Annotated in this window: 26 protein-coding genes; 13 read left to right on the top strand and 13 right to left on the bottom strand. The window is 60.8% G+C overall.

The features are described from left to right. Nucleotides 1–2: 2 nt before the first annotated feature. The 5 genes from hycE to hycI are packed head-to-tail and all read left to right on the top strand — an operon-like array spanning nt 3 to nt 3,904. The gene (gene hycE / locus UTO39_RS05695) at nt 3–1,712 is read left to right on the top strand and encodes a formate hydrogenlyase subunit HycE (protein ID WP_061097267.1); all 1,710 of its coding nucleotides are present in this window, start codon (nt 3–5) and stop codon (nt 1,710–1,712) included. A 9-nt stretch (nt 1,713–1,721) separates the two neighbouring features. Then, nucleotides 1,722–2,264: a formate hydrogenlyase complex iron-sulfur subunit gene (locus tag UTO39_RS05690; protein WP_061097268.1), complete on the top strand. Its 543-nt coding sequence runs from the start codon at nt 1,722–1,724 to the stop codon at nt 2,262–2,264. Next, nucleotides 2,264–3,031: an NADH-quinone oxidoreductase subunit B family protein gene (locus UTO39_RS05685; RefSeq protein ID WP_320726697.1), complete on the top strand. Its 768-nt coding sequence runs from the start codon at nt 2,264–2,266 to the stop codon at nt 3,029–3,031. The genes UTO39_RS05690 and UTO39_RS05685 overlap by 1 nt, the downstream gene beginning before the upstream one ends. Continuing rightward, nucleotides 3,028–3,438 carry a formate hydrogenlyase maturation HycH family protein gene (locus UTO39_RS05680; protein ID WP_320726696.1) on the top strand — a complete coding sequence of 137 codons (411 nt, stop codon included), beginning with the start codon at nt 3,028–3,030 and terminating at the stop codon, nt 3,436–3,438. Before UTO39_RS05685 ends, UTO39_RS05680 begins: the two co-directional genes overlap by 4 nt. Next, on the top strand, nt 3,431–3,904 hold the full coding sequence (gene hycI / locus UTO39_RS05675) for a hydrogenase maturation peptidase HycI (RefSeq protein ID WP_266179192.1): 474 nt from the start codon (nt 3,431–3,433) through the stop codon (nt 3,902–3,904). Before UTO39_RS05680 ends, hycI begins: the two co-directional genes overlap by 8 nt. Nucleotides 3,905–3,959: 55 nt before the next feature. Here hycI and UTO39_RS05670 read toward each other — a convergent pair whose 3' ends face one another. Both UTO39_RS05670 and ascF read right to left on the bottom strand, forming a co-directional pair. Then, complete coding sequence (locus UTO39_RS05670) at nt 3,960–5,384, bottom strand: 6-phospho-beta-glucosidase (RefSeq protein WP_320726695.1); 1,425 nt, start codon at nt 5,382–5,384, stop codon at nt 3,960–3,962. A gap of 18 nt (nt 5,385–5,402) precedes the next feature. Further along, nucleotides 5,403–6,854, bottom strand: coding sequence for a PTS cellobiose/arbutin/salicin transporter subunit IIBC (gene ascF / locus UTO39_RS05665; protein WP_320726694.1), 1,452 nt, complete (start codon nt 6,852–6,854; stop codon nt 5,403–5,405). Between the two features lie 213 nt (nt 6,855–7,067). Between ascF and UTO39_RS05660 the strand changes: the two genes are divergently transcribed. From UTO39_RS05660 to UTO39_RS05645, 4 genes are all read left to right on the top strand, one after another. Further along, nucleotides 7,068–8,081: a LacI family DNA-binding transcriptional regulator gene (locus UTO39_RS05660; protein WP_320726693.1), complete on the top strand. Its 1,014-nt coding sequence runs from the start codon at nt 7,068–7,070 to the stop codon at nt 8,079–8,081. Between the two features lie 132 nt (nt 8,082–8,213). Then, the gene (gene hydN, locus UTO39_RS05655; protein ID WP_008499565.1) at nt 8,214–8,759 is read left to right on the top strand and encodes an electron transport protein HydN; all 546 of its coding nucleotides are present in this window, start codon (nt 8,214–8,216) and stop codon (nt 8,757–8,759) included. Nucleotides 8,760–8,765: 6 nt separating this feature from the next. Further along, a complete protein-coding gene (gene hypF / locus UTO39_RS05650; RefSeq protein WP_320726692.1) occupies nt 8,766–10,982 on the top strand; it encodes a carbamoyltransferase HypF in 2,217 nt (738 codons plus the stop codon). Between the two features lies 1 nt (nt 10,983). Next, complete coding sequence (locus tag UTO39_RS05645; protein WP_320726691.1) at nt 10,984–12,006, top strand: HoxN/HupN/NixA family nickel/cobalt transporter; 1,023 nt, start codon at nt 10,984–10,986, stop codon at nt 12,004–12,006. On the opposite strand, the gene UTO39_RS05640 is transcribed toward UTO39_RS05645, so the two are convergent. From UTO39_RS05640 to norV, 4 genes are all read right to left on the bottom strand, one after another. After that, entirely contained in the window at nt 11,979–13,643 is a 1,665-nt protein-coding gene (locus UTO39_RS05640) for an SgrR family transcriptional regulator (protein WP_320726690.1), read from the bottom strand. The two genes, UTO39_RS05645 and UTO39_RS05640, sit on opposite strands and share 28 nt — an antisense overlap. A 98-nt stretch (nt 13,644–13,741) precedes the next feature. Then, entirely contained in the window at nt 13,742–13,900 is a 159-nt protein-coding gene (locus UTO39_RS05635) for a hypothetical protein (protein ID WP_320726689.1), read from the bottom strand. A 245-nt stretch (nt 13,901–14,145) separates the two neighbouring features. Then, nucleotides 14,146–15,279, bottom strand: coding sequence for an NADH:flavorubredoxin reductase NorW (gene norW / locus UTO39_RS05630; protein ID WP_061097279.1), 1,134 nt, complete (start codon nt 15,277–15,279; stop codon nt 14,146–14,148). After that, a complete protein-coding gene (gene norV / locus UTO39_RS05625; RefSeq protein WP_320726688.1) occupies nt 15,276–16,718 on the bottom strand; it encodes an anaerobic nitric oxide reductase flavorubredoxin in 1,443 nt (480 codons plus the stop codon). The genes norW and norV overlap by 4 nt, the downstream gene beginning before the upstream one ends. A gap of 187 nt (nt 16,719–16,905) precedes the next feature. Here norV and norR point away from each other — a divergent pair, with 187 nt between their 5' ends. Further along, a complete protein-coding gene (norR, locus tag UTO39_RS05620) occupies nt 16,906–18,420 on the top strand; it encodes a nitric oxide reductase transcriptional regulator NorR (protein WP_320726687.1) in 1,515 nt (504 codons plus the stop codon). On the opposite strand, the gene gutQ is transcribed toward norR, so the two are convergent. From gutQ to srlA, 7 genes are all read right to left on the bottom strand, one after another. After that, nucleotides 18,417–19,382 (bottom strand): arabinose-5-phosphate isomerase GutQ, encoded by a 966-nt coding sequence (gene gutQ, locus UTO39_RS05615; protein ID WP_151412896.1) that lies wholly within the window; start codon nt 19,380–19,382, stop codon nt 18,417–18,419. The two genes, norR and gutQ, sit on opposite strands and share 4 nt — an antisense overlap. Further along, entirely contained in the window at nt 19,375–20,148 is a 774-nt protein-coding gene (locus UTO39_RS05610; protein ID WP_010434430.1) for a DNA-binding transcriptional repressor, read from the bottom strand. Before UTO39_RS05610 ends, gutQ begins: the two co-directional genes overlap by 8 nt. A gap of 63 nt (nt 20,149–20,211) precedes the next feature. Then, nucleotides 20,212–20,571, bottom strand: coding sequence for a transcriptional regulator GutM (gene gutM, locus UTO39_RS05605; RefSeq protein WP_320726686.1), 360 nt, complete (start codon nt 20,569–20,571; stop codon nt 20,212–20,214). A gap of 85 nt (nt 20,572–20,656) precedes the next feature. Continuing rightward, nucleotides 20,657–21,436, bottom strand: a complete 780-nt coding sequence (srlD, locus tag UTO39_RS05600; RefSeq protein ID WP_320726685.1) for a sorbitol-6-phosphate dehydrogenase — start codon at nt 21,434–21,436, stop codon at nt 20,657–20,659. A gap of 14 nt (nt 21,437–21,450) precedes the next feature. Further along, nucleotides 21,451–21,813 carry a PTS glucitol/sorbitol transporter subunit IIA gene (srlB, locus tag UTO39_RS05595; RefSeq protein ID WP_045261263.1) on the bottom strand — a complete coding sequence of 121 codons (363 nt, stop codon included), beginning with the start codon at nt 21,811–21,813 and terminating at the stop codon, nt 21,451–21,453. A gap of 12 nt (nt 21,814–21,825) precedes the next feature. Further along, on the bottom strand, nt 21,826–22,785 hold the full coding sequence (locus UTO39_RS05590) for a PTS glucitol/sorbitol transporter subunit IIB (protein ID WP_320726684.1): 960 nt from the start codon (nt 22,783–22,785) through the stop codon (nt 21,826–21,828). Beyond that, a complete protein-coding gene (gene srlA, locus UTO39_RS05585) occupies nt 22,782–23,345 on the bottom strand; it encodes a PTS glucitol/sorbitol transporter subunit IIC (protein WP_032648017.1) in 564 nt (187 codons plus the stop codon). Before srlA ends, UTO39_RS05590 begins: the two co-directional genes overlap by 4 nt. 253 nt (nt 23,346–23,598) lie before the next feature. Here srlA and mltB point away from each other — a divergent pair, with 253 nt between their 5' ends. The 3 genes from mltB to UTO39_RS05570 all read left to right on the top strand — a co-directional run bounded on the left by mltB (nt 23,599) and on the right by UTO39_RS05570 (nt 26,466). Further along, the gene (gene mltB, locus UTO39_RS05580; protein WP_266179204.1) at nt 23,599–24,699 is read left to right on the top strand and encodes a lytic murein transglycosylase B; all 1,101 of its coding nucleotides are present in this window, start codon (nt 23,599–23,601) and stop codon (nt 24,697–24,699) included. A 256-nt stretch (nt 24,700–24,955) separates the two neighbouring features. Continuing rightward, entirely contained in the window at nt 24,956–25,609 is a 654-nt protein-coding gene (locus tag UTO39_RS05575) for an ATP-binding cassette domain-containing protein (RefSeq protein WP_320726683.1), read from the top strand. After that, a complete protein-coding gene (locus UTO39_RS05570) occupies nt 25,606–26,466 on the top strand; it encodes a metal ABC transporter permease (protein WP_151412891.1) in 861 nt (286 codons plus the stop codon). Before UTO39_RS05575 ends, UTO39_RS05570 begins: the two co-directional genes overlap by 4 nt. Nucleotides 26,467–26,470 lie beyond the last annotated feature (4 nt).

Raw genomic sequence — 26,470 nt, 5'->3', positions numbered from 1 at the left:
TTATGTCTGAAGAAAAGAAAGGTCAGCAGTATCTCGCCGCGTTGCATCAGGCTTTCCCCGGCGTGGTGCTGGAGGAGTCCTGGCAAACCAAAGACCAGATCACCCTCACCGTGAAGGTGAACTACCTGCCGGAAGTGGTGGAGTTTCTGTACTACCGGCAGGGCGGCTGGTTGTCGGTGCTGTTCGGTAACGACGAGCGTCAGCTGTGCGGCAGCTACGCGGTGTACTACGTGATGTCGATGGAGCAGGGCGAGAAGTGCTGGATCACCGTGCGCGTCGAAGTCGACCCGGCTAAGCCGGAATACCCGTCCGTCACGCCGCGCGTGCCCGCCGCCGTCTGGGGCGAGCGCGAGGTGCGCGACATGTATGGCCTGGTGCCGGTCGGCCTGCCGGACGAGCGCCGCCTGGTGCTGCCGGACGACTGGCCGGACGAACTCTATCCGCTGCGCAAGGACAGCATGGACTACCGCCAGCGCCCGGCGCCGACCACCGACAGCGAAACCTATGAGTTCATCAACGAACTCGGCAGCAAGAAGAACAACGTGGTGCCGATCGGCCCGCTGCACGTCACCTCCGACGAACCGGGCCACTTCCGCCTGTTCGTCGACGGCGAGAACATCATCGACGCCGACTACCGCCTGTTCTACGTCCATCGCGGCATGGAAAAGCTGGCGGAAACCCGCATGGGCTACAACGAGGTGACGTTCCTCTCTGACCGCGTGTGCGGCATCTGCGGCTTCGCCCACAGCACCGCCTACACCACCTCGGTGGAGAACGGCATGGGGATCGTGGTGCCGGAGCGCGCGCAGATGATCCGCGCCATTCTGCTGGAAGTTGAACGCCTGCACTCGCACCTGCTGAACCTCGGCCTGGCCTGCCACTTCGTTGGCTTCGACTCCGGGTTTATGCAGTTCTTCCGCGTGCGCGAAGCGTCGATGAAGATGGCGGAGATCCTCACCGGGGCGCGTAAAACCTACGGCCTGAACCTGATTGGCGGGATCCGCCGCGACCTGCTGAAGGACGACATGATCAAGACCCGCCAGCTGGCGCAGCAGATGCGCCGCGACGTGCAGGAGCTGGTGGACATGCTGCTCAGCACGCCAAACATCGAACAGCGCACCGTTGGAATTGGCCGCCTCGATCCGGAAATTGCCCGCGACTTCAGCAACGTCGGCCCGATGGTGCGCGCCAGCGGCCACGCCCGCGACACCCGCGCCGATCATCCGTTCGTTGGCTACGGCCTGCTGCCGATGACCGTACACAGCGAGCAGGGCTGCGACGTCATCTCGCGCCTGAAGGTGCGCATCAACGAGGTGTTCACCGCGCTGAACATGATCGACTTTGGTCTGGACAACCTGCCGGGCGGCCCGCTGATGGTGGAGGGCTTCACCTACATCCCGAACCGCTTTGCCCTCGGCTTTGCCGAAGCGCCGCGCGGGGACGACATCCACTGGAGCATGACCGGCGACAACCAGAAGCTCTACCGCTGGCGCTGCCGTGCGGCCACCTACGCCAACTGGCCAACCCTGCGCTACATGCTGCGCGGCAACACGGTTTCCGATGCGCCGCTGATCATCGGCAGCCTCGACCCGTGCTACTCCTGCACCGACCGCATGACCGTGGTGGACGTGCGCAAGAAGAAAAGCCAGGTGGTGCCGTACAAAGAGCTTGAGCGCTACAGCATCGAGCGTAAGAACTCGCCGCTGAAATAAGGATTCGCCATGTTTACCTTTATCAAAAAAGTCATCAAAACCGGCGTGCAGACCAGCAGCTATCCGCTGGAGCCGATGCCGGTGGATAAAAACTTTCGCGGCAAGCCGGAGCACAATCCGCAGCAGTGCATCGGCTGCGCGGCCTGCGTCAACGCCTGCCCGTCGAACGCCTTAACGGTGGAAACGGATCTCAAAACCGGCGAGCTGGCCTGGCAGTTTAACCTCGGGCGCTGCATCTTCTGCGGCCGATGCGAGGAGGTCTGCCCGACGGTGGCTATTCGTCTTTCTCAGGAATACGAGCTGGCGGTCTGGAAGAAAGAGGACTTTTTGCAGCAGTCGCGTTTTGCCCTGTGCAATTGCCGCGTCTGCAAGCGTCCGTTCGCCGTGCAAAAAGAGATCGACTACGCCATCGCGCTGCTGCAGCACAACGGCGATGCCCGCGCGGAGCATCACCGAGAAAGCTTCGAAACCTGCCCGGAGTGCAAGCGTCAGAAATGCCTGCTGCCGTCCGACCGCATTGATATTACCCGCCATATGAGAGAGGCCAGCTGATGGAAAACTTACTCGGCCCGCGCGACGACAACGGCATTCCGGTGCCGATGACGGTGGATGAATCTATCGCCAGCATGAAGGCGTTGCTGCTGAAAAAAATCAAACGCTCGGCCTACGTCTACCGCGTGGACTGCGGTGGCTGCAACGGCTGCGAGATCGAGATCTTCGCCACCCTGTCACCGCTGTTTGACGCCGAGCGCTTCGGCATCAAAGTGGTGCCGTCTCCGCGCCATGCGGACATTCTGTTGTTTACCGGGGCCGTCACCCGCGCCATGCGCTCGCCCGCGCTGCGCGCCTGGCAGTTTGCGCCGGACCCGAAAATTTGCATCTCGTACGGGGCCTGCGGCAACAGCGGCGGCATCTTCCACGACCTTTATTGCGTCTGGGGCGGCACCGACAAAATCGTGCCGGTGGACGTCTACATTCCAGGCTGCCCGCCAACGCCCGCCGCCACGCTGTACGGCTTTGCGATGGCGCTCGGCCTGCTGGAGCAGAAAATCCACGCCCGCGAGCCTGGCGAGCTGGACAACCAGCCGGCCGCCATTCTGCATCCGGACATGGTGCAGCCGCTGCGGGTGAAGGTCGACCGCACGGCGCGCAGGCTGGCGGGCTACCGCTACGGTCGCCAGATTGCCGACGATTACCTGCGCCTGCTGAGCCAGGGCGACCATCAGGTGGCGCGCTGGCTGGAGGCCGAGAACGATCCGCGTCTCAATGAGATTGTGGCGAACCTGAACAGCATCGTCGATGAGGCGCGTATCCGATGAGTGAGACGGTGGTGTTCAGCCAGCTGAGCCGTAAGTTTATTGATGAGAACGACGCCACGCCGGATGCGGCGCAGCAGGTGGTCTACTACAGCCTGGCAATTGGGCACCACCTCGGGGTGATCGACTGCCTGGAGGCGGCGCTGAGCTGCCCGTGGCCTGAGTACCTGGCGTGGATCGCCACGCTGGAGGAGGGCAGCCCGGCGCGGCGCAAGATGGAGGGCGTGCCGAAGTATGGCGAGATCGTCATCGACGCCAACCACATTGCGATGCTCGCCAACGCCTTTGACGCGGCGCTAAGCAGGCAAACCCCGGCGCAGCAGGCGTGGAGCAAAACGCTGCTCGGCATGCTGCACGATATTCATCAGGAGAACGCCATCTACCTGATGGTAAGGAGATTACGTGACTGACGTTTTACTGTGTGTCGGCAACAGCATGATGGGCGACGACGGCGCGGGCCCGCTGCTGGCGGAGATGTGCGCCGCGAACCCGCAGGGCGCCTGGGTGGTTATCGACGGTGGCAGCGCGCCGGAAAACGACGTGGTTGCCATTCGCGAACTGCGCCCGGACAGGCTGTTAATCGTCGATGCCACCGATATGGGGCTCAACCCCGGCGAGATCCGCCTGATTGACCCGGACGATATCGCCGAGATGTTTATGATGACGACGCACAATATGCCGCTCAACTACCTGGTCGATCAGATTAAAGACGACGTGGGCGAGGTGCTGTTTTTGGGCATTCAGCCGGACATCGTTGGGTTTTATTACCCGATGACGCCGCCGGTGAAAGAGGCTGTGGAGGTGGTCTATTCAAGGCTTGCGGAGTGGGTTGGCAATGGTGGATTTGAACCCCTCACCCCGGCCCTCTCCCCATAGGGGAGGGGTGTGCTTTGTCCCCTCTCCCCTATGGGGAGAGGGTTAGGGTGAGGGGTTACGCCAGGTCCGCTCCGTTACTCGCAATCACCTTTTTATACCACCAGAACGACTTCTTGCGCTTTCGGTCCAGCGTGCCGTTGCCGGCGTCGTCCCGGTCAACGTACACAAACCCGTAGCGCTTGCTCATCTCGCCCGTTGAGGCCGACACCAGGTCAATGCAGCCCCAGGTGGTGTAGCCCATCAGCGGCACGCCGTCCTCAATCGCGTCGCCCATCGCGCGGATATGCTCGCGCAGATAGCTGATGCGGTAGTCGTCGTTGATCTCGCCGTTTTCATCAATGACGTCCTTCGCCCCCAGGCCGTTTTCCACCAGAAACAGCGGCTTCTGGTAGCGGTCGTACATCATGTTCATGGTGATGCGCAGGCCGAGCGGGTCGATGCCCCAGCCCCACTCGCTCACCTGAATGTGCGGGTTACGCAGGGACTTCACGATGTTCGCCGCGCTGGTGTTGCCCGCATTCATATCCGCCGACGCGCAGCGCGAGGCGTAATAGCTGAACGAGACAAAATCGACGGTGTTTTTCAGTAGTTCGTCGTCGCCAGGATCTTTCACAATCACCACGCCTTTCTCGCGGAATACGCGGGCAGAGTAGGCCGGATAGCTGCCGCGCGCCTGCACGTCGATAAAGAACAGGTTCTCGCGGTCTTTCTCCAGCGCCATCCACACGTCTTCCGGCTTGCAGGAGTAAGGGTAGAAGTTACCGCCCGCCAGCATGCAGCCGACCTGGTTTTCCGGGTTCACCTCGTGGGCGATTTTGGTCGCCAGCGCGCTTGCCACCAGCTCGTGGTGCGCGGCCTGGTATTTCACCTGATCCTCGTTTTCACCTTCCTCAAACACCAGCCCCGCGCCGGAGAACGGGCTGTGCAGCATAATGTTGATTTCGTTGAAGGTCAGCCAGTATTTCACCAGCCCGTTAAACTCCTCGAAGCAGGTGCGGGCGTAGCGGGCGAAGAAATCGACCATCTTACGGTTGCGCCAGGAGCCGTACTCCGTCACCAGGTGCATCGGCACGTCGAAGTGGCAGAGCGTTACCAGCGGCTCGATGTTGTACTTTTTGCACTCCTCGAACACCGCGCGGTAGAAGGCAATGCCCGCTTTGTTCGGCAGGGGCTCGTCGCCGTTCGGATAGAGGCGGCTCCAGGCAATCGAGGTGCGGAACACCGTAAAGCCCATCTCCGCCATCAGGGCGATGTCTTCTTTATAGCGATGGTAAAAATCAATCGCCTCGTGGCTCGGGTAGAACTCGTCGTCACGCAGCGAAAAACGCTTTTCCTGGCCGACCTTCACCGCCAGGCGATGCGCGCCGTGGGGGATCATATCGACCGTGGTCAGTCCCTTGCCGCCTTCACGGTAAGCACCTTCACTCTGGTTGGCGGCAAGCGCGCCGCCCCATAAAAATCCTTGTGGAAAAACAGACATTCTTACCTCGCTTTCAAATTATGCTTTTGCTGCGTTGTTCTGTACCGGTGCGGTGTGCAGGGCCCGCGCTTTTTCAGCCTCGTCTTCGACCGGGATATCTTCAAACCCTAAAAGCAGGGTCAGAACAAACGACAGCACTACCGCCAGCCCCATTACGCCAAACACCCAGACGATGGTCATCGGGTTGGCCGGGTCGAAGAACTGCACGCTGGTAAACAGCCCCGGCGCCGCCATTGAGTGGCTGGCAAGACCGGCCATGCCGGCCACCGCGCCGCAGATAAAGCCGCTGATCAGGCTCGCAATCAGCGGACGTTTCAGGCGTACCGCTACGCCGTACAGCGCCGGTTCAGAGATCCCCGCCATGATGGCGGAGGCCGCCGCGGCCAGCGCCGTCTGGCGCAGCTCCGGGTTTTTCGTTTTCCACGCCACCGCCAGCGACGAGCCGCCGAGCGACAGGTTGGCGCCGATCTCTGACGGCATCACCATCCCTTCTTTGCCCGTTTCGGCAATGGTCTGAATGATGGTCGGCGTAAACACGCGGTGCATCCCGGTCATCACCAGCAGCGGCCACAGCGCGCCCATGATGGCGACGGAGAGCCAGCCCAGGTAGCCGTGAATGGTGTAGACCAGCGCGGAGATGGCGCTGCCGATCCAGATCCCCAGCGGGCCAATCAGCACGATGGCGAGCGGGGCGGCAATCAGCACGATCAGCATCGGCTTGAGGAAGTTTTTGGTCACCGCCGGGGTGATGCGATCCACCCAGCGTTCGATGTACGACAGGCACCAGGTCATGACCAGCGCCGGGATGACGGTGTAGGTGTATTTCACCGCCGTCACCGGAATAAAGGCGAACTCAACGTGCTCGCCCTGCGCGGCTTTCGCCATCAGCTCGATAAAGCTCGGGTGCACCAGCACCCCCGCGATGGCAATCGCCAGCGACATGTTGGTTTTAAACTTCACCGCCGCCGAGGCCGCCACCATCAGCGGCAGGAAGAAGAACGCGCCGTCGCCGATGACGGTCAGAATGGTGAGCGTCGGCGCGCCTTTTGGCAGTGCGCCGGTCATCTCAAGGATCATCGCCAGCAGCTTGACCATCGAACCGCCGATGATCGCCGGGATCAGCGGCGACATGGTGCCGATCAGCGCGTCGAGGATCCCGGCGCCAATGCGGCGTAACGTCAGCTTCTGCGGGCCTTCCGGTACCGCGGGCTGCAGGTCAACGGGCAGCAGGCTCACCACTTCGCGGTACGCCTGTGAAACCGTGTTGCCAATAATCACCTGGCACTGGTTGTCGTTACGCACCACGCCAAGCACGCCGCTGATGCTTTTCAGGCGCGCAACGTCGGTAAGATTTTCGTCTTTCAGAACGAAACGCAGTCGCGTCATGCAGTGGGTGACGGCGACGATGTTCTCTTTGCCGCCCAGCGCGCTGATAACGTCGTTTGCCAGCGCAGCGTAATTTTTGGCCATCGGATCTGTTCCTGTTATCGTTGTGTGAAATGTAGGAAACCGGTTCCACATAATCATCATGAGTTTATTTTTCTGAAACAAGACTGCTTTTTGGACATTTTTCCTTTTCGTGATGCAGATCGCAGTGGGGTGTAGAAAGCGTGACGTCGTCGCTGCGACAATTTTTCCGCGGTGCAGTACACTGCCCGCATGAGTTTCGGATGGAAGAACAATATGACCACGATGCTGGAAGTGGCGAAGCGGGCAGGCGTTTCGAAAGCGACGGTTTCCCGGGTGTTGTCGGGCAACGGCTACGTTAGCCAGGAGACCAAAGACCGGGTTTTTCAGGCCATTGAAGAGAGCGGCTATCGCCCGAATTTGCTGGCGCGAAACCTGGCGACCAAACGCACCCAAACGCTTGGGCTGGTGGTGACCAACACCCTTTATCACGGCGTCTACTTTAGTGAACTGCTGTTTAACGCCGCGCGGATGACGGAAGAAAAAGGGCGGCAGCTGATCCTCGCCGACGGCAAGCATAGCGCCGATGAGGAACGTGAGGCGATCCAGTATCTGCTCGACATGCGCTGCGATGCGGTGATTATCTACCCGCGCTTTCTGAGCGTGGAAGAGCTGGACGAGCTGGTCGAGAAATGCGAGCAGCCGATTATGGTGCTTAACCGCCGCCTGCGGAAAAACAGCAGCCACAGCGTCTGGTCGGATCATAAAGCCTCGTGCCGGGACGCGGTGTCTCAGCTGATTGCGAAAGGGCACCGGGAGATTGCGTTCATCACCGGTTCGCTGGATTCCCCCACCGGGGTCGAGCGTCTTTCCGGTTACAGGGATGCGCTGGCGCAGCACGGCATTGCGGTGCGTGACGCGCTTATCGCCGAAGGGAAGTGGAACCCGGCCAGCGGCGCGGCGGCGGTTTCCGAACTGCTTGCTCGCGGTGAACGCTTTACCGCGCTGGTGGCGAGCAACGACGATATGGCGATCGGCGCCATCAAGCAGCTGCACGACAGCGGCGTCGCCACGCCGGACGCGGTGTCGGTCATCGGCTTTGACGACGTGGCTATCGCGCCCTACATCGTGCCGTCGCTCTCCAGCGTGCGTATTCCGGTAACGGCGATGATCCAGGAGATCGTCAGCCGCCTGATTTTCATGCTCGACGGCGGCGAGTTCAAATACCAGCAAACCTTCTCCGGCGAGCTTGTCCTGCGCGACTCCGTCACCGATGGCCCGCACCGCTGACGTCGACATCTGTCATCGTCACTAATGACGATGACAGAAACTCTGCTTTTCATTCCCCTTAAAAATCAGAGCGTTAAATATTGGCACGGTTTATGAATAGCTTCGCGCATAACAGTTATGCCGGAGAAGCAGATGAACCGTTTTATTATGGCCGATGCCAGTAAGTGCATTGGTTGCCGTACCTGTGAAGTGGCGTGCGTGGTTTCCCATCAGGCGGAGCAGGACTGCGCCTCTCTCACTCCCGACACTTTCCTGCCGCGTATTCACGTCATTAAAGGCGTGAATATTTCCACCGCCGCCATCTGTCGCCAGTGCGAAGACGCCCCGTGCGCGAACGTCTGCCCGAACGGGGCGATTAAGCGCGAGAAGGGCTTCGTGCACGTGATGCAGGAGCGCTGCATCGGCTGCAAAACCTGCGTGGTGGCGTGTCCGTATGGCGCGATGGAGGTGGTTGTCCGCCCGGTGGTGCGCAACAGCGGCATGGGGCTGAGCGTGCGGGCGGAGAAAGCCGAAGCCAATAAATGCGATCTTTGCTACCACCGCGAAGCCGGCCCGGCCTGTATGGAGGCCTGCCCGACGCACGCGCTGGTTTGCGTGGATCGTGACAAGCTTGAGCAGATGAGCGCCGAAAAACGCCGTCGCGCGGCGTTCGACACCTCGTCATCGCTGCTGTTTTAAGCTTCGATGAGCGTTAACGGCGTCCAGCTTCGGGTGCGCGGCAAAGTGCAGGGCGTGGGGTTTCGGCCCTTCGTCTGGCAGCTGGCGCACCGGCTGAAGCTTGTGGGCGATGTCTGCAACGACGGAGAGGGTGTCCTGGTGCGTCTCGCGGGTAATGGGGGGGACTTTACCGCGAGGCTGCGCCAGGACTGCCCGCCGCTGGCGCGCATCGATCGCGTTGAAACGCAGCCGTTCACCTGGCCGCACGTGCCGGAGGACTTTACCATCCGCCACAGCGAGCGCGGGACGATGGATACGCAAATCGTGCCGGATGCCGCCACCTGTCCGGCGTGCCTGGCTGAAATGCGCGATCCTCGCGAGCGCCGCTACCGTTACCCGTTTATCAACTGCACCCACTGCGGGCCGCGGTTTACCATTATCCGCGCCATGCCGTACGACCGTCCGGCCACGTCGATGGCCGCATTCCCGCTCTGCGCGCCGTGCGAAACCGAGTACCGCAACCCGGCCGACCGCCGCTTCCACGCCCAGCCGGTGGCCTGCCCGGACTGCGGGCCGCAGCTGGAATGGCGAGCCGGAGATGCTGTTGCCACCCGCGAGCCGGCTTTACGCGCGGCGGTGGCGATGCTGAAAGGCGGCGGCATCGTCGCGGTTAAAGGGCTCGGCGGTTTCCACCTCGTTTGCGACGCGCTGGATCCGCAGGCGATACAGAAACTGCGGATGCGCAAGCAGCGCCCGACGAAGCCGCTGGCGGTGATGCTCCCGGATGCGGACGATCTGCCGGAGGCGATACAGGCGATGTTACGCTCGCCCGCGGCACCGATCGTGCTGACGCCAAAAGCCTCGCTTCCCGCGTTCCCCGAGGAAATTGCGCCGGGGCTCGACTGCGTTGGCGTGATGCTGCCCGCTAACCCGCTCCAGCATCTTCTGCTGATGGACTGCCGGCGCCCGCTGGTGATGACCTCCGGCAACCTCAGCGGCAGACCGCCTGCCGTCACCAACGCGCAGGCGCTGGAGGAGCTCGGCGGCATTGCGGACGGCTTCCTGCTGCACAACCGCGACATTCTGCAACGCATGGACGATTCCGTGATGGATCGGGATGGCGCTATCCTGCGTCGCGCCCGCGGCTTTGTGCCCGATGCCGTCACGTTGCCCGCTGGTTTTGAGAATATCCCCGCCATGCTGTGCACCGGTGCAGAGATGAAAAACACCTTCTGCCTGGTGCGCGGGAACCAGGCGGTGCTGAGCCAGCACTTTGGCGATCTCAGCGACGAGGGGGTAGAAGCTCAGTGGCGCAGCGCGCTCTCGACGATGCAGGACATGTATGCCTTTCAGCCGGAGCGCGCGGTGTGCGATGCCCATCCGGCGTATCACGCCCGCCGGTGGGCGCAGGAGCAGGCGCTGCCCGTTGAAACCGTGCTGCATCATCACGCTCACGCGGCGGCGTGCCTGGCGGAGAACGGCTGGCCGCTCGACGGCGGTGACGCTATCGCCCTGACGCTGGACGGGATCGGCATGGGCGAGAATGGCGCGCTGTGGGGCGGAGAGTGCCTGCGGGTGAACTATCTCGACTGCGAACGGCTTGGCGGCCTGCCTGCCGTTGCGCTGCCGGGGGGCGATCTGGCGGCGCGGCAGCCGTGGCGTAATCTGCTCGCCCACTGCCTGGCGTTTGTCCCGGACTGGCAACGCTACCCGGAAACGCAAGCGGTTCAGCGGCACAGCTGGCCGCTGCTGGCAACGGCGATCCAGCGTGGCATCAATGCACCGCAGGCATCGTCCTGTGGTCGCCTGTTTGACGCGGTCGCCTGCGCGCTGGGCATCGACGCGCAACGCTACGAAGGCGAGGCTGCGTGCAGGCTGGAGGCGCTGGCATCGCAGTGCGCGGGCGTTGACCATCCGGTGATACTGGAAGCGGATAACCTTGCGCTGTTCTGGCAGCGGTGGCTGAACTGGCAGGCGGAGCCCTGCGAGCGCGCGTGGGCGTTTCACGACGCGCTGGCAAAAGGGCTGGCCCAGCTCGCCGCGCGCCATGCCCGACGCTTATCGATTTCGACAATCTGCCTCAGCGGCGGCGTGCTGCACAACCGCCTGCTGCGCGCGCGCCTGCGTCATTATCTTTCTGATTTTAGGCTTCTTTTTCCTTCGCGTCTGCCCGCAGGCGACGGAGCGATCTCCTTCGGGCAGGCGGTGGTCGCCGCTGCCCGGTCATGTTCAAAAAGGATTTAAAATGTTACGACTGTTACGCAACGAACCTCGCGCCGCGCTTCTGCTGCTGGCTCTGGTAATGGCAAATCTGCTGGCCTGGGGATGGGCATGGCGCACCTTTAGCGGCAGTACGGCGCTGATGGCCGCCAGCCTGCTGGCGTGGTGCTACGGGCTGCGTCACGCGGTAGATGCCGACCACATCGCGGCCATTGATACCGTGACGCGTAAGATGATGCAGCAGGGCAAACGCCCGTGCGGGGTGGGGGCGTGGTTCTCGCTGGGGCACTCCACCATCGTGGTGCTGGCCTCCATTGCCATCGCCGCCACCGCTACGGCGTTTCAGAAAAACATGGAATGGTTCCACGAAACCGGCAGTCTGATTGGCACCGCCGTTTCCGCCACCTTCCTGCTGGCAATGGCGCTGGTGAATATGGTGATCCTGCGCGGGGTCTGGCGCAGTTTCCAGGCGCTGAAAAAGGGCCAGCCGGTGCAGGGCGACGTCACGCTGCCTGCGCAGGGTGGCGTTATGAACTGGCTGTTCGGTAAAACCTTCCGCCTGGTGAATAAAAGCTGGCAGATGTACCTGGTAGGCTTTCTGTTTGGCCTTGGGTTTGATACTGCCACGGAAATCGGCGTGCTGGGGATCTCTGCCGCCAGCGCGTCCAGCGGGATGTCGGTGTGGTCAATCATGATTTTCCCGGCGCTCTTCGCCAGCGGCATGGCGCTGGTGGATACCCTCGATAACCTGCTGATGGTCGGCGCCTACGGCTGGGCGTTTGATAAACCGCAGCGCAAGCTCTACTACAACATGACCATCACCGGCACCTCCGTGGTGGTGGCGCTGTTTATCGGCGGGCTGGAAGCGCTGGGCCTGATGATGGATAAATTTGCCCTCAGCGGCGGCGTCTGGGATCTGATCGGCGCGGTAAATGACAACCTGGGCAACGCCGGGTTTGTGGTGGTCGGGCTGTTCGTTGCCTGCTGGCTCATCTCAGTGGCCAACTATCGCTGGCGCGGCTACGACGCGCTGGTGGTGCGCTCCTGAGCTGGAGGCAGCCAGGCGCGGGTAAAATCAAGCCAGCCGCTGGCGGTAAGCACAATGTCCTGCACGTTTTCCAGGGTGTTAAGACGGTAGCGGTAGTGGAAAAGCGGCGTGCAGGCACCGCTTTCCAGCAGGCGCTGAAAGAAGGCGGGCAGGCGTTCTCGCAGGCTTTCTTCGCTTTCGCAGTACGCCATCAGCGTCTGTTTCGCTTTTTGCCAGGCGGGCTGCCCCAGCGCGGCGGCCCATGCGGGCTCTTCAATAAACCACTCTGCCAGCGCAAACTCCGCTGCTTCACCCGCCAGATAATCTCCCAGGAAGATATCCCCCTTCGCCAGCGCGTCGGGGGCATGCCACGCCTCGCGGTCTTTGCGCTGGAGGGTAACGTCACAGCCGCGCTTTTTCAGACGCGCCTGCAGCATGCTGGCCAGATCGCACAGCCCCGGCGTGTCGTAACAGACCAGCGAAAGGGTAGCGGGAAGCGCCACCTCGGACGCACCCGGCAGTGCGGGCGTGGTGATGCCGGGCAGGATTTCCGTGCGGGTGTCCACATCCTCCCGGCGGAGGTGCTGCTGATTAATATGCTGTATTTCCTGACGCAGCCAGGCGGCCAGCGGGTGCGGCAGCGTGGCGTTCAGCATCAGCCAGGCAAACCCGCCGCTGGTGGAGGTGACGACCCCCTGGGCGTTTTTGCCTTTCCCGACGGTGATCCACGCCGGTTTTTCGGCCTCGCTGCGGGTTCGCCAAAACTCAATTGCATGCAGCAGCGGATGCGCGGCAAAGTACCAGGGCTGACGCTCAAGGCGCAGATAGTGCGAGTGGTGGTGGGCAATAGCAAAGGGGCCCGCACCGATAGCCGGCTGCTGCGGATGCGGAAGGCGACAGGCATGGTGTGCGAGTCGATGCGCCAGCATGGCATCGGGCGCCGTAAGCGCGATCTCCAGACACCAGGGGGCGACAAGCGACACCGTTTGAACGTGCGCAAGCCCCGCGCGGCGTGCCGGGTCGGCCAGCAGTTGCTGCATCGCGCTGAGCATATCTTCGTCGCTAATGGCCTGCCCGTTATGCCAGTGCGCGCCGCTGCGCAGGTAAAAGCGCCAGCGGCGATTGTCGTCACGAATATCCCAGTGATGGGCTAAATCCGCGACCGGCTGCGGGCGGCCGGGGGCGTAGCGCGTCAGACCCGCGTGAACCGCGCAGATAATATGCTGCTCGGCGCGGCGGCGCGAAAGGGCAGGATGTAGCGACGTCAGCGGGCGATACCACGGAATGCGCAGCGTCGGCTGGTGCTTTAGCCATTTCCCGCCTAAGAACGGGGTGATGATGTGGTGCAGGCTGGCCGGATCGCCGTCGGCCAGCTGCAGCGCGCTCTGGTAATCCCCTTTTTCCAGACAGGCGCGCATCAGCGGCGCGCTCAGCTCGCTGGTGGTGGTCAGGCAGTGCAGGGTGGCGCGGTGCCCGCGTCCCGGCTGGGCGTCCCAGCTTAGCCAGCCGCTTTGCGCGAGCTGGCGCAGCAGGGTGCGCGCATGGCGTTCGCTGCACAGCGCAACCTCCGCCACTTCCGCGATGGTCGTGGGCGTAGGCTCCGCGCCGTAGTGCTGATAAAGCCGTTGATACTGGCGGATTTTCTGAAGCTGGCGCATAGCGGCATACCGAAGAAAAAGGGATGCTGAGAGTGTAGGTTTTTTTTGCGGAAGAAAAAGTGTTGGTTTACGTAAAGTGTTCCGGTTTTACCCGTCAATTACCGCTCATGTTCACTGACCGGCATCATCAGCTCGCGCAGACGCGCAATGCGCTCCTCCGGGCTCAAATAAAGCCAGCGAAATAAAATGCGTTCTGCATGCTTCGTTTGTTTGAAATAACGAGAAAGATATTTGAGTTCTGTATTAAAAGTCGCCATGATTCATCTCCGGCTAATTAATTACCTGTCAGACTAGCCCGGCCGAGAATAATAAAACAGGGTGATGTTTTTCAGCTGTTCCGCTTTTAAGTATTTATGAAAATAATAAATAAAGGATTGATAGCGATGATATACCTGCTTTGCATTTATTTGATGAATAGAATACGTAAAAAAAAAGCCCCGGGACATCGGGGCGGCGGATAATAAAATCCAAAGGTTAAGTAAGCGTGGCAGGAAATTACGGGTTAAGCGGGCAGCGATTTCAGCAGCGCGAAAGCCTCCTTCATCCGGTCCTCACTGACGACAAAGGCGCGTATCTGACCCTCGTTATCCGCGCCGCGCGCGACCATTCCCTGCGCTTCGAGGGTTATTTGCCAGTTCAGATCCTGACGCTGCGTTTCACCCGCCAGGTGCAGCGGCAACTCCGGCGTTTTGACCTTCACCAGCATGGCGGGTAATTTCAGCGGCGCGCTGCCGCCGAGCAGGTTTTTTGCCAGATACATGGCGCTTAATTGTATCGGCTGCAGGAAAGGAAGCACCTGGCCGTTAATTTCCGCGCAGTCGCCCAGGGCATAAATATCCGGCCGCGTGGTTTGCAGGTAGCTATTGACCTTCACGCCGCGGTTAATTTCAGCCCCTGCGCGATGCGCCAGCGCGGTTTCCGGGCGCAGCCCCGTCGCGGCAACCACCGCATCCACCTCAACGCTGCGGCTGCGGTCGAGCGTGGCGCGAATACCACCTTCGGTTTTGCTCAGGCTTTGTAGCTGCGATTTTAACAGCAGATGCACGCCCATATCGGTCAGACGATGCTGTAAGCGACTGCTTACTTCTGCGGGCATCAGCGCCGACAGAATACTCGCCGCGTGGTCAACCAGGGTCACGGATTTCCCCGCGCGGCAGAAATCCATCGCCAGCTCGGTGCCGATCAGCCCGCCGCCGACGATCATCACCCGTTGCGCATCGCGTAGCAGGGTTTCGCTGGCCTGGTACTCCTGCTGGCTGTTGAGGGTAATCATCAGCTCGCGGCCCTCAACCGGCGGCACAAACGCAGATGCTCCGGTCGCCAGCACCAGCCTGTCGTACTGCCAGGCTTTCTCTTTCGCTTTCACCACGCGGGCGTCGGCGTCGATGTCGGTGACCCAGGTGTACGGAAACAGACGCAGGTTGAACTGCTCCGCGAACTCCCCCGCCGTCTGGCGGGTGAGATCGTCGGCGCGCTGATTCTGGCTAATGACGTGGCTTAAATCAGGCTTGTTGTACTCGTCCATGCTGTCGGCGGCGATCAGCGTCAGCGGCACGTTAGCGTCCTGCTTGCGGATATTTTTCACCAGCTGGCGGGCGGCAAAGCCCGAGCCGATGATAACGATGCCGTTGTTCATTTTGCCTCCGCTGCCAGTTCGTCAAAGACGTCTTTGCCGAGGGAACATTCCGGGCAGAGGAAGTTGTCCGGCACCTCGCTCCATGGCGTGCCCGGGGCGACATCCTGCAGCGGTTCGCCCAGCGCAGGATCGTAGATCCACTGGCAGACGCTGCACTGCATGCGTGGGCCGAGATCGGCGCTGGCTGCCGCGGAACAGGTTTGCGGCTGTTCCGCAGGTTTTGCGGTGACGTCAGGAAGCGGGGCGAGCGCCCACTGGCGCGCAATGTCGCGGCCGTGCTGGCGGCAGATCTCCAGCGCGTCGATATCCGGACGCCATTTCGCCTTCAGGCTCATGGACATCTCAAAGCCTGCATCCTGTAAACGGGTGGAGAGACGGTCTACCGCGCCGCCGCTCCAGCCGTGTGAACCAAAGGCGCTGGCGCGCTTGTTGCGAAAACGCAGGCCGGTCATCTCTTCTACCAGGCCGGCAATCTTCGGCATCATCACGTTATTCATGGTGGAGGTTCCCACCAGCACGCCCTTAGAGCGGAAGACGTTGGTCAATACCTCGTTCTTATCGCTGCGCGCCACGTTGAAGATTTTCACCGCCACGTTCGGGTCAACTTCGTTGATGCCCTGGGCAATCGCGTCCGCCATCATGCGGGTGTTGTTGGACATGGTGTCGTAGAAGATTGTGATGCGGTCTTCCTGATAGTCCGCCGCCCACTTCAGGTACAGCTCGACGATCTGGGTGGGGTTTTCACGCCATACCACGCCGTGGGAGGTGGCAATCATGTCCACCGGCAGGTTGAAGCCGAGGATCTCGGTGATTTTCGGCGTCACCAGGCGGCTGAACGGGGTCAGAATGTTGGCGTAGTAGCGCTGGCACTGTTCGAACAGCTCGGTCTGATCCACTTCGTCATTAAAAAGGCGTTCGTCGCAGTAGTGCTGGCCGAAGGCGTCGTTGCTGAACAGCACCGCGTCGCCGGTCATGTAGGTCATCATGCTGTCCGGCCAGTGCAGCATCGGGGTTTCAACGAAGATCAGCTGCTTGCCGTTGCCGATATCCAGCGTGTCGCCGGTTTTCACGGTGTGGAAGTTCCACTCCGGATGGTGGTGGTGGCCGTTGATGGAGTCAATGGCGTTGGTGGTGCAGTAGATAGGTGTGTTCGGAATGTGGGACATCAGCTCGGTCAGCGCCCCGGCGTGGTCCTCTTCCGCATGGTTGATGATGATGTAGTCGATGTCATTCAGGTCGATTTCACTGCGCAGGTTCTGCACGAACTCGCGGCTGAATTTATGATCGACGGTATCGATCAGCACGTTTTTACCTTCGCGGATGAGATAGCTGTTGTAGCTGCTGCCGCGCAGCGTTTTGTATTCCGTCCCGTGGAAATCGCGCACTTCCCAGTCACGTTGACCCACCCAATGAATGTTATTTTTAACCAGAATAGACATAGCAACCTCAACTTAATACAGCGTTTTCAAATAAGATGGTTTGCTTATATCAAGTTACGTGCCAACTTTTTAACTTATTAATATTCAATGGGTTGTGATTTTGTGCCCAGTAATGAGTAGTCATTATGACTATCCAAAAAAGAGTCAATATGACACTATGCATTGTCAAAATGACAGTGAGGCAGACATGAGCTTTTCCGTAGACGTGCTGGCGAAGATCGCCATTGAACTGCAAACCGGCATCGGCCATCAGGACCGCTTTCAGCGCCTGATCTCCACGCTGCGCCACGTGCTTGAGTGCGATGCGTCCGCGCTGCTGCGCTACGAGGGACGGCAGTTTATTCCGCTGGCTATCGACGGGCTGGCGCAGGACGTGCTCGGTCGACGCTTTACGCTGGAAGGCCATCCGCGGCTGGAGACCATCGCCCGCGCGGGTGACGTGGTGCGCTTCCCGGCGGACAGCGACTTGCCCGACCCGTACGACGGGCTTATTCCAGGCCAGGAGAGCCTGAAGGTGCACGCCTGCATCGGCCTGCCGCTGTTTGCCGGGCAAAATCTGATTGGCGCGCTGACCCTCGACGGCATGTCTCCGGACCAGTTCGACACCTTCAGCGACGAGGAGCTGCGCCTGATTGCGGCCCTGGCCGCCGGGGCGCTGAATAACGCGCTGCTGATTGAACAGCTGGAGAGCCAGAATATCCTTCCCGGCAGCCCGGCGGCGTTTGAGCAGGTGGCGCACACGGAGATGATCGGCCTTTCGCCCGGCATGGCGCAGCTCAAAAAAGAGATTGAGATTGTTGCCGCGTCCGATCTAAACGTGCTGATCTTCGGAGAGACCGGTACCGGTAAGGAGCTGGTGGCGAAGTCCATTCACGAAGCGTCGCCGCGCGCGGTCAACCCGCTGGTGTACCTCAACTGCGCCGCGCTGCCGGAAAGCGTGGCGGAGAGCGAGCTGTTCGGTCACGTCAAAGGGGCGTTTACCGGGGCCATCAGCAACCGCAGCGGCAAGTTTGAAATGGCCGATAACGGCACGCTGTTTCTTGATGAGATTGGCGAGCTTTCCCTTTCACTTCAGGCCAAGCTGCTGCGCGTATTGCAGTACGGCGACATCCAGCGCGTGGGGGATGACCGCAGCCTGCGGGTGGACGTGCGGGTCCTCGCTGCGACCAACCGGGATCTGCGCGAAGCGGTGCTGGCTGGGCAGTTCCGCGCCGACCTGTTTCATCGCCTGAGCGTGTTCCCGCTGTCCGTGCCGCCGCTGCGCGAGCGCGGGGACGACGTGGTGCTGCTGGCGGGTTATTTCTGCGAACAGTGCCGGCTCAAAATGGGGCTCTCCCGCGTGGTGTTAAGCCCCGGTGCGAGGACGCACCTTATGAGCTACGGCTGGCCGGGCAACGTGCGCGAGCTGGAACATGCGATTCACCGCGCGGTGGTGCTGGCGAGAGCGACGCGCTCGGGGGATGAAGTGGTGATTCATGCGCGCCATTTTGCGCTGCATGAGGAAAATGCTCCGACCATGAAGCCTGCTGCGCCTGAGAGCGCAATCGAAAACCTGCGCGAAGCGACGGAAGAGTTTCAGCGTCAGATGATTACCCGCGCGCTGGAGCAGAACAACCGCAGCTGGGCGGCGTGCGCGCGGGCGCTTGAGATGGACGTCGCCAACCTGCACCGGCTGGCGAAGCGTCTTGGGCTGAAGGGTTAGATAATCCCGGCCTGGTAGAAGTCCTGCAGGTTGATGGCGCCGCACAGCCTGCCGTGCTCGTCCACCACCGGTGCGGCGGTGATTTTGCGCTTCATCAGCACCTCTTTGGCCTCAATGGCGCGGCTGTCGGCGTTGAGCGTCAGCCCGCCTTTGGTCATGGCGTCCGACACGTTGGTTTCCAGCCTGCCGCCGCCCACCAGCCAGCGTCGCAGGTCGCCGTCGGTGAACACGCCCCTGACGTTTCCGCCGTCATCGCATACCGCCACCAGACCCAGGCCGGTGCGGCTCAGCTCCAGCATCGCGTCCATCACGCTGGTGTCGAGTTTGACCTGCGGAATGGCGTCGTCGGTGCGCATCAGATGGTGAACCTTGTTGAGCAGGCGCGCGCCGAGCGCACCTGCCGGATGCGAACGGGCAAAATCTTCCTCATTGAATCCGCGCGCCTGCATCACCGCCATCGCCAGCGCGTCGCCCATCATCAGGGTGTTAACGGTGCTGGAGGTCGGAGCGAGGTGCATCGGGCAGGCTTCACGCTCGACGGAAATATCCAGCGTCGCTTTGGCGGCCAGCGCCAGCGGCGAGCGGGGTTTCCCGGTCATCGCCAGCAGGGCGACCGATTTTTCCTGCAGGCGCGGAATAATCAGGTCCAGCTCTTTGGCCGAACCGGAGTAGGAGATAAACAGCATCACGTCGCGGCTTTCGATCATCCCCAGATCCCCGTGCAGCGCCTCTGCCGGATGCACGAAGAACGCTGGGGTACCGGTGCTGGCGAGCGTCGCGGCAATCTTCTTGCCGATATGGCCGGATTTACCGATGCCCGCCACGATCACTTTGCCTTCGCAGTGGATAATGGTGTTGGCGGCGCGGACAAAATCCTCGCCCAGACGTTCCGGCAGGCGGCTGGCTTCCTGCAGCTCCAGCATCAGCGTCTGGCGGCCCGTTTCTAACAGAAAATCACTCATCTCTCTCTCCGGTTACGATCACGTCGATGCCTTTTTCTTCCAGCGCTTTTTTGAACGCCGGATCGATACCCGCGTCGGTAATCAGCTTATCAACGCTTTCAAGGCTACAGACAATGTTGGGGCTTTTGCGGCCAAACTTCGACGAGTCGGCCATTAAAATCACTTCCCGCGCGGCGTTGCACATCGCTTTGCTGACGCTGAAGACCTCATTAAACGTCGTGACGCCCGCGTTCAGGTCGATGCCGTCGGTGCCCATAAACAGCTTATCGAAGCTGAAGTGGTCGAAGGCGTTCTCCGCCAGCTGGCCGTGAAAGGACGCCGATTTTTTACGGAAGGTGCCACCGGGCATCAGGATAGTCTGCTCGCTGTCAAACTCCGACAGGGCGTTGACGATGTGCAGGCTGTTGGTCATTACCGTGATGTTGTTAAAGCGGCTGAGCAGGGGGATCATCTGCAGGACGGTACTGCCTGCGTCGAGGATGATGGAATCGCCGTCCTGAATAAATTTGACGGCGGCCTCGGCAATCAGCGCTTTCTGATGGGTATTGATCAGCGTTTTGTGATCGATAGGCGGGTCCGCTTCGTCCTTGTTGAGCACCACGCCACCGTAGGTGCGAATAACGGCGCCAGAGTTTTCGAGCAATACCAGGTCCTTGCGTATCGTCGTGCCGGTGGTGTCAAAGTAGTGGGCCAGGTCCTCTACCGAACATTTTCCCTGCTTTTGCAGATGCTCCAGAATGGCCGCCTGCCGCTGGCGTGGTTTCATAGGCGCTTCGTTCCTTAGGTTGCGAAATGATAATTTCGCAAGTCTATAACTTTCACAACGAAATTATCCATGTTTCAGATTAAGCGCTAATGATAGTGCATTCTGACAGAGTGGATCATGGGGAAAGATCACATCAGGCTGCAATTCCTGTAACGGGAGGCCGTTGATCGCCTGGATTTTGGCCGGTCGGGCAAACACCGTCATGCCGCGCATGATAAGGGAATCGCACACCCGGTCATGCTCGTCCAGCGCAACGGCGACGACCACGCGCGGTTTAAAGCGTCCGCCGGAACGCCCGACCCCGACGCGGCCCTTCTGGCACAGGGCGTCAAACGCGCGGTTAAACTGGTGGATCTGCCAGCCGCCAAACGCCATCTGGCACAGCCAGGCGAGGGCGGCGACGGTGATTAATGCGGTAACCATATTCGCTCCTTATTTTCCTCACCCCTCACCCTAACCCTCTCCCCTGTGGGGAGAGGGCCGGGGTGAGGGGAAACAAACCGCTCGATCAGAACATCACCTGCCCACCGGTGACGTTAATCGACTGCCCGGTGCAGTAAGACGCTTTCGGACTGGCGTAAAATAGCAGCATGTTCAGCACGTCCTGATAATCACATCCGCGCTTGAGCGGCACTTTATCGATGTAGTACTGCTCCACTTCCTCAGCCCGGATGCCGAGCTTGGTGGCGTACTGCGGCAGCAGGGACTGGAACATTGGTGATTTCAGCAGGTTACCCAGCATCAGCGAGTGCACGGTAATCCCGTATTCGGCCAGATCCAGCGCCAGGGACTGGGTCAGCCCCACGCCGCCAAACTTCGCCGCGCTGTAGCCGGAGTTATGCTTGCTGCCCACTTTCCCTGATTTTGAGTTGATCTGAATAATGCGCCCCTGAATCCCGTCGCGGATCATCAGGCGGGAAAACTCCCGGGCGCAGAGGAAATAGCCCACCAGATTCACCTGCAGCGAGCGGTCAAAATCACCCAGCTCGAAATCGCTGATAAACGCCGCTTTCGCAATCCCCGCGCTGTAGACCAGCAGGTCGGTGCGCCCAAAAATCTCGTCCACGCCGCGGGCCAGCGCCATCACGCTCTGCTCGCTGGTGGCGTCGGCACCAAACCCGTACGCCATCCCTTCGCCAAACTCGGTGTTGATGGTGTCCGCCACGCGGGCGGCTTTCTCACTCTGAATGTCCACTACCGCCACGCGGTAGCCCTCTGCGGCAAGCCCACGGCAGAGGAACTCGCCTAAGGTTTGTCCCCCACCAATGACAACGGCAACCTGACTCATGTGACTCTCCTTAATTACGCAACAAATTTTAACGTGCAGCCTGGGGTGACAGCCTGCGGAACCGGGCCATCCACATGAACCGTGCCGGGGTATTCCGCCTGCGGCTGGCCGTCGAAGCGCAGGGTGATGTGGCCCAGCTCGCGCAGGTTTTGCTCGGCCACGTCGCCGACGGCGGTCACGGCATAGCGCGCTTCGCCCAGCTCCAGCTGGCTTCCGGCCTTCAGTTCGCCGTTCAGCTCGCCGTGGCAGTGGATAAAGCAAAACTCTTCGATATCCGCCGGAGCGCCCTCGCGGAAGGTGATCAGCATCTGGTCGCTGAGCGCGTCTGCCGCGCTCTGGCCGATGCGGGTAATGGTGGTCTGGTAAATGACGTTCATTGCAGGAACCTCTTATTGATAGATAAAGCCGGAGACAAACCAGGCAATCAGCACCGTCGGCGCGCCCGTCAGGAAGCGGCTCACCAGCACGGACGGCACGCCCACGCGCACGGTGTCCTGGCGCGCTTCGGCCAGCGACAGCCCCACGGGGATGAAGTCGCACGCCGCCTGGGCGTTAATGGCAAACAGGGCGGGCAGGGCGAGGTGTGGGGGAATGTTGCCCAGACCAATCTGTACGCCAATCAGCACGCCGATGACCTGGGCAATCACCGCGCCCGGGCCGAGGAACGGCGACAGCAGCGGGAAGGAGCAGATCAGCGCCAGCGTCACCAGCCCGAGTGGGTGGCTGGCGAGCGGGGCGAGGCCGTGGGCAATCCAGTCGCCCAGGCCGGAGGCCATGATGATACCGATCAGCGCCGAGACGAACGCCATAAACGGCAGAATGGTTTTCAGCACCGTGTCGATGGTGTCGCGCCCGGACTGGAACAGCACCGCCACGGCGGAGCCCATTCCCATCCCGACCTTTGCCAGCAGGCCGTCGCTCTGCTCGGTGATTTTTTTGCTGGTGTCGTACTCGCGCGGGGCCGCTTTTTGCGGCGCGGGGGTGCCATTCACCAGAGTGATGTTGTCCTCCTTCACGCCCGAGACATAAATGTCCTCAAGGATGTACTGCGCCAGCGGGCCGGATTTTCCGGTGGAGTGAATATTCACCGTCGGAATGCGGCGCTTCGGATAGATGCCGCAGCGCAGCGTGCCGCCGCAGTCAATCACCGCCACGCCGATGTCCGCTTCCGGCGGCTCGCCCTCTTTAAAGCCGTCAACCGCTTCCCAGCCGGTCAGCTCGCGCAGCTTGTCGACAATCGCCGGGCGCGTGCCCGCGGTGATGTAGACGATCTTTTTGCCTTCGGCGGCGTCGAACTCCAGCGGGCCGCCCCAGCCGCCCGTGCCTTTCTCAATGCGGATCCGGTTCATGCTGTCGCTCCTGAAAGATGGACCTTCTGTTCAAGCTGGATGCCCATTTTTTTCTCGAAAATGGCGGTGGTGAGGTCAGTCACCCAGCCGCGGAAGAAGTTGGTCACCAGGCCAACCAGCAGGTAGCTCACCGCCAGCGGGCCGAGCGGCAGGCCAAGCGTAGTAAGGCCGCTGGCGATCCCGAGGTAGACAAACAGCTCTCCGGGGTTAATGTGCGGAAACAGGCCGTTCATCGAATGGCAGCTGTAGGAGGCGGCGGCGTAGTAGCTCGGTTTGTACTTCTCTGGCATAAAGCGGCCGAGGCTTAAGGTCATCGGGTTACAGAAAACAAAGGTGCCGATGAAGGGCAATATCAGGTAGCGGGACAGCGGGTTACCGGCGCAGCGCTGGGCAAAGCGTTCGATGCGCTGCTGGCCGATAAAGTTGATCAGCGCGTTCATGATCACCAGCAGGCTGATCAGCAGGGGCAGGATCCCGGTCACCATGCCGGTGAACACTTCTCCGCCTTTCTGAAACAGCCCGATGAACCACTCGGCGCTGTGGGTGATGGTCTCTATCATTCTTCTCTCCTGTGGGGCTTTTTTGTTTTTGTATAACTGCGTCTAATAATAATCACTTTGAAAGGTTTTAAAGTGTTAGTTAGATCTCACAATGAAAGAAAAATGGATTATTTTGAAAGTTAATTGATGGGGTGAATGATTTTCGGTGGAAAAAAGCACGGATTTGCGTTGGGGAGGCGCGTACCGCTTCCTTGAGGTGTTGCGGATGCTTTACCATACTGGGTTCTTATCGAACCCGTTAAATGGATGTCTCATGTTCAAGCGTCGTTATGCAGCGCTGTTGCCTGCGCTTATCCTGCTGTCTGCCTGTAGCAGCAAACCTAAGACCGAAGCCGTTCAGCAAACGGCGGGCGCGCCTTCCGGGGGATTCCTGCTGGAGCCGCAGCACAATATGATGCAGATGGGCGGCGACTTCGCGAATAACCCGGCGGCCGAGCAGTTCATCGATAAAATGGTGAGTAAACACGGTTTCGACCGCCAGCAGCTGCATGAAATTCTGTCTCAGGCGAAGCGTCTGGACTACGTGCTGCGCCTGATGGACAGGCAGGCGCCGTCCGCCCAGGTGCCGAGCGGGCCGAACGGCGCGTGGCTGCGCTACCGCAAACAGTTTATTACCCCGGACAACGTGCAAAACGGCGTGGCGTTCTGGAATCAGTATGAAGATGCGCTTAACCGCGCGTGGCAGGTCTACGGCGTACCGCCGGAAATCATCGTCGGGATTATCGGCGTGGAAACCCGCTGGGGCCGCGTGATGGGCAAAACCCGCATCCTCGACGCGCTGGCGACGCTCTCCTTTAACTACCCGCGCCGCGCCGAATACTTCTCTTCCGAGCTGGAAACCTTCCTGCTGATGGCGCGCAGCGAGCAGGACGATCCGCTCGATCTGAAAGGGTCATTTGCCGGCGCGATGGGCTACGGCCAGTTTATGCCGTCCTCCTATAAGCAGTATGCCGTCGACTTTAACGGGGACGGTCATATCAACCTGTGGGATCCGGTGGATGCCATCGGCAGCGTGGCGAACTACTTCAAAGCGCACGGCTGGACGCCGGGCGGCCAGGTCGCCGTGCAGGCCAACGGCGAGGCGTTTGGTCTGGAAAACGGTTTCAAAACCAAATACAGCGTTGCCCAGCTGACGGCGGCAGGCTTAACGCCAACCCAGCCGCTGGGCAACGTTGACCAGGTGAGCCTGCTGCGTCTGGACGTGGGAACCGGCTACCAGTACTGGTACGGTATGCCGAACTTCTACACCATCACCCGTTATAACCACAGCACCCACTATGCAATGGCGGTGTGGCAGCTGGGGCTGGCGGTGTCGCAGGCTCGCGTCCCGGCGACTTCGCCGTTTAGTCAGTAAGTCATCTTATTCCCCCTCTCCCCGTGGGAGAGGGCACCCGCCCGCACCTGTTTCCCGCAGAAACATTTCGCCACACTCCCATTTCATTCCCGCCGTTTACATCTTCATCGCCTTTTATTATTGTTATGTTATAACATTATTTTTGAATTGAGATGTCCATGTCCCTGTTTTCTCTCTCATCCCCGGTTCGGCTATTGCTGGCGATGGTGCTCATTCTGCTTCTCGGGCTGGCCGTGCGCTGGGCGGTGGCGTTGCCATGATCGTGATGAACGCACTGATTGCGGGCTATGACCGCCAGCCCGTCACGCGTCCGCTTTCGGGCGTGATTGAACGCGGCAGCATGACCGCCATTATCGGCGCCAACGGCTGCGGCAAATCCACGCTGCTGAAAACCCTCGCCGGGTTTATCCCGCCCGTGAGCGGTAGCTTCCGCTGGCAAGGTAGACGACCGGTAATCGGCTGGCTGGCGCAGCGTCACGCGCTGGAGGCGCAATTTCCGCTGACCGTGCAGGACGTGGTGAGCATGGGCTGCTGGCCCGGAATTTCGCTTTTCGCCGGTTTTCGCCGCGAAGCGCGTCTGCGCATTAGTGGCGCACTTGAGCGCGTGGGGCTGGAGTCGATGGCGCTCTCCACCATCGATGAGCTCTCCGGCGGCCAGTTTCAGCGCATGCTGTTTGCCCGCGTGTTAGTGCAGCAGGCGCCGCTGGTGATGCTCGACGAGCCCTTTACCGGCGTTGATGAAGCGACCTGCAACGTGCTGATGGATCTGATGCTGGAGATGTATATGCAGGGGCAAACGCTGCTCGCGGTACTGCACGACAGCGAGCGCGTGGCGCGCCACTTCCCGCAGACGCTGCGGCTGGATGCTGACGTCCCCCAGTGGAAAACCGAACGGGTGAGGGTGGCATGATCTGGCACACATTCTTCCAGCCGTTTATCGAATTCGGCTTTATGCGCCGCGCGCTGGTGGTTTGCCTGGCGCTCTCCGTCAGCACCACCGCGCTCGGCGTGTTTCTTCAGCTGCGCCGGATGAGCCTGATGGGCGATGCGCTTTCTCACGCTATTTTGCCCGGCGTCGCCGTGGGGTATTTGCTCAGCGGGATGTCGCTACTGGCAATGACCGTCGGCGGGTTTATCGCCGGAATTGCCGTCGCGCTGGTGGCCGGGCTGGTCAGCCGCCGCACGCCGCTGAAAGAAGATGCCAGCTTTGCCGGCTTTTACCTGGGTTCACTGGCGCTGGGCGTCACGCTGGTATCGCTGCGCGGCTCGAATGTCGATCTGCTGCATCTGCTGTTTGGCTCAATCCTCGCGGTGGACAACGACGCCGCGCTGTTTGTGACCGGCGTGTGCATCTTCACCCTTATCACGCTGGCCCTTTTTTACCGCGGGCTGGTGACGGAGGCGTTTGACACCGCCTGGCTGCAGGTGAATGCCCGCTGGCTGCCCGGGCTGTTGCACGCCCTGTTTCTGGCGCTGCTGGTGCTTAACCTGGTGGCCGGTTTTCAGGTGCTCGGCACGCTGATGGCCGTCGGGCTGATGATGCTCCCGGCGGTGGCGGCGCGCTGTTGGGTACGCACCTTACCCGGATTACTCCTGATGGCCGGTATCAGCGGTATTTTCTGCGCGTGGCTGGGGCTAAGCCTCTCCTGGGCGGCAAGTTTACCCGCGGGGCCGTCCATTGTGCTGACCGCCAGCGCGCTGTTCTTTATTTCCGTTTTATTTGGCACGCGCAGCAGGCTGGCTGGCAGCCTGCGGGCGCTTTTTTAACGCA

Source organism: Enterobacter sp. 118C5 (assembly GCF_034107645.1).
Lineage (GTDB): Bacteria > Pseudomonadota > Gammaproteobacteria > Enterobacterales > Enterobacteriaceae > Enterobacter > Enterobacter nematophilus.
This window is presented reverse-complemented; position numbering and strand designations above follow the sequence as displayed.

What these genes read in the sequence shown, in the direction of transcription:
- hycE (WP_061097267.1), top strand. Translation starts at nt 3, where the DNA reads ATGTCTGAAGAAAAGAAAGGTCAGCAGTATCTCGCCGCGTTGCATCAG.
- UTO39_RS05690 (WP_061097268.1), top strand. Translation starts at nt 1,722, where the DNA reads ATGTTTACCTTTATCAAAAAAGTCATCAAAACCGGCGTGCAGACCAGC.
- UTO39_RS05685 (WP_320726697.1), top strand. Translation starts at nt 2,264, where the DNA reads ATGGAAAACTTACTCGGCCCGCGCGACGACAACGGCATTCCGGTGCCG.
- UTO39_RS05680 (WP_320726696.1), top strand. Translation starts at nt 3,028, where the DNA reads ATGAGTGAGACGGTGGTGTTCAGCCAGCTGAGCCGTAAGTTTATTGAT.
- UTO39_RS05670 (WP_320726695.1), bottom strand. Translation starts at nt 5,384, where the DNA reads ATGTCTGTTTTTCCACAAGGATTTTTATGGGGCGGCGCGCTTGCCGCC.
- ascF (WP_320726694.1), bottom strand. Translation starts at nt 6,854, where the DNA reads ATGGCCAAAAATTACGCTGCGCTGGCAAACGACGTTATCAGCGCGCTG.
- UTO39_RS05660 (WP_320726693.1), top strand. Translation starts at nt 7,068, where the DNA reads ATGACCACGATGCTGGAAGTGGCGAAGCGGGCAGGCGTTTCGAAAGCG.
- hydN (WP_008499565.1), top strand. Translation starts at nt 8,214, where the DNA reads ATGAACCGTTTTATTATGGCCGATGCCAGTAAGTGCATTGGTTGCCGT.
- hypF (WP_320726692.1), top strand. Translation starts at nt 8,766, where the DNA reads ATGAGCGTTAACGGCGTCCAGCTTCGGGTGCGCGGCAAAGTGCAGGGC.
- UTO39_RS05645 (WP_320726691.1), top strand. Translation starts at nt 10,984, where the DNA reads ATGTTACGACTGTTACGCAACGAACCTCGCGCCGCGCTTCTGCTGCTG.
- UTO39_RS05640 (WP_320726690.1), bottom strand. Translation starts at nt 13,643, where the DNA reads ATGCGCCAGCTTCAGAAAATCCGCCAGTATCAACGGCTTTATCAGCAC.
- UTO39_RS05635 (WP_320726689.1), bottom strand. Translation starts at nt 13,900, where the DNA reads ATGGCGACTTTTAATACAGAACTCAAATATCTTTCTCGTTATTTCAAA.
- norW (WP_061097279.1), bottom strand. Translation starts at nt 15,279, where the DNA reads ATGAACAACGGCATCGTTATCATCGGCTCGGGCTTTGCCGCCCGCCAG.
- norV (WP_320726688.1), bottom strand. Translation starts at nt 16,718, where the DNA reads ATGTCTATTCTGGTTAAAAATAACATTCATTGGGTGGGTCAACGTGAC.
- norR (WP_320726687.1), top strand. Translation starts at nt 16,906, where the DNA reads ATGAGCTTTTCCGTAGACGTGCTGGCGAAGATCGCCATTGAACTGCAA.
- gutQ (WP_151412896.1), bottom strand. Translation starts at nt 19,382, where the DNA reads ATGAGTGATTTTCTGTTAGAAACGGGCCGCCAGACGCTGATGCTGGAG.
- UTO39_RS05610 (WP_010434430.1), bottom strand. Translation starts at nt 20,148, where the DNA reads ATGAAACCACGCCAGCGGCAGGCGGCCATTCTGGAGCATCTGCAAAAG.
- gutM (WP_320726686.1), bottom strand. Translation starts at nt 20,571, where the DNA reads ATGGTTACCGCATTAATCACCGTCGCCGCCCTCGCCTGGCTGTGCCAG.
- srlD (WP_320726685.1), bottom strand. Translation starts at nt 21,436, where the DNA reads ATGAGTCAGGTTGCCGTTGTCATTGGTGGGGGACAAACCTTAGGCGAG.
- srlB (WP_045261263.1), bottom strand. Translation starts at nt 21,813, where the DNA reads ATGAACGTCATTTACCAGACCACCATTACCCGCATCGGCCAGAGCGCG.
- UTO39_RS05590 (WP_320726684.1), bottom strand. Translation starts at nt 22,785, where the DNA reads ATGAACCGGATCCGCATTGAGAAAGGCACGGGCGGCTGGGGCGGCCCG.
- srlA (WP_032648017.1), bottom strand. Translation starts at nt 23,345, where the DNA reads ATGATAGAGACCATCACCCACAGCGCCGAGTGGTTCATCGGGCTGTTT.
- mltB (WP_266179204.1), top strand. Translation starts at nt 23,599, where the DNA reads ATGTTCAAGCGTCGTTATGCAGCGCTGTTGCCTGCGCTTATCCTGCTG.
- UTO39_RS05575 (WP_320726683.1), top strand. Translation starts at nt 24,956, where the DNA reads ATGATCGTGATGAACGCACTGATTGCGGGCTATGACCGCCAGCCCGTC.
- UTO39_RS05570 (WP_151412891.1), top strand. Translation starts at nt 25,606, where the DNA reads ATGATCTGGCACACATTCTTCCAGCCGTTTATCGAATTCGGCTTTATG.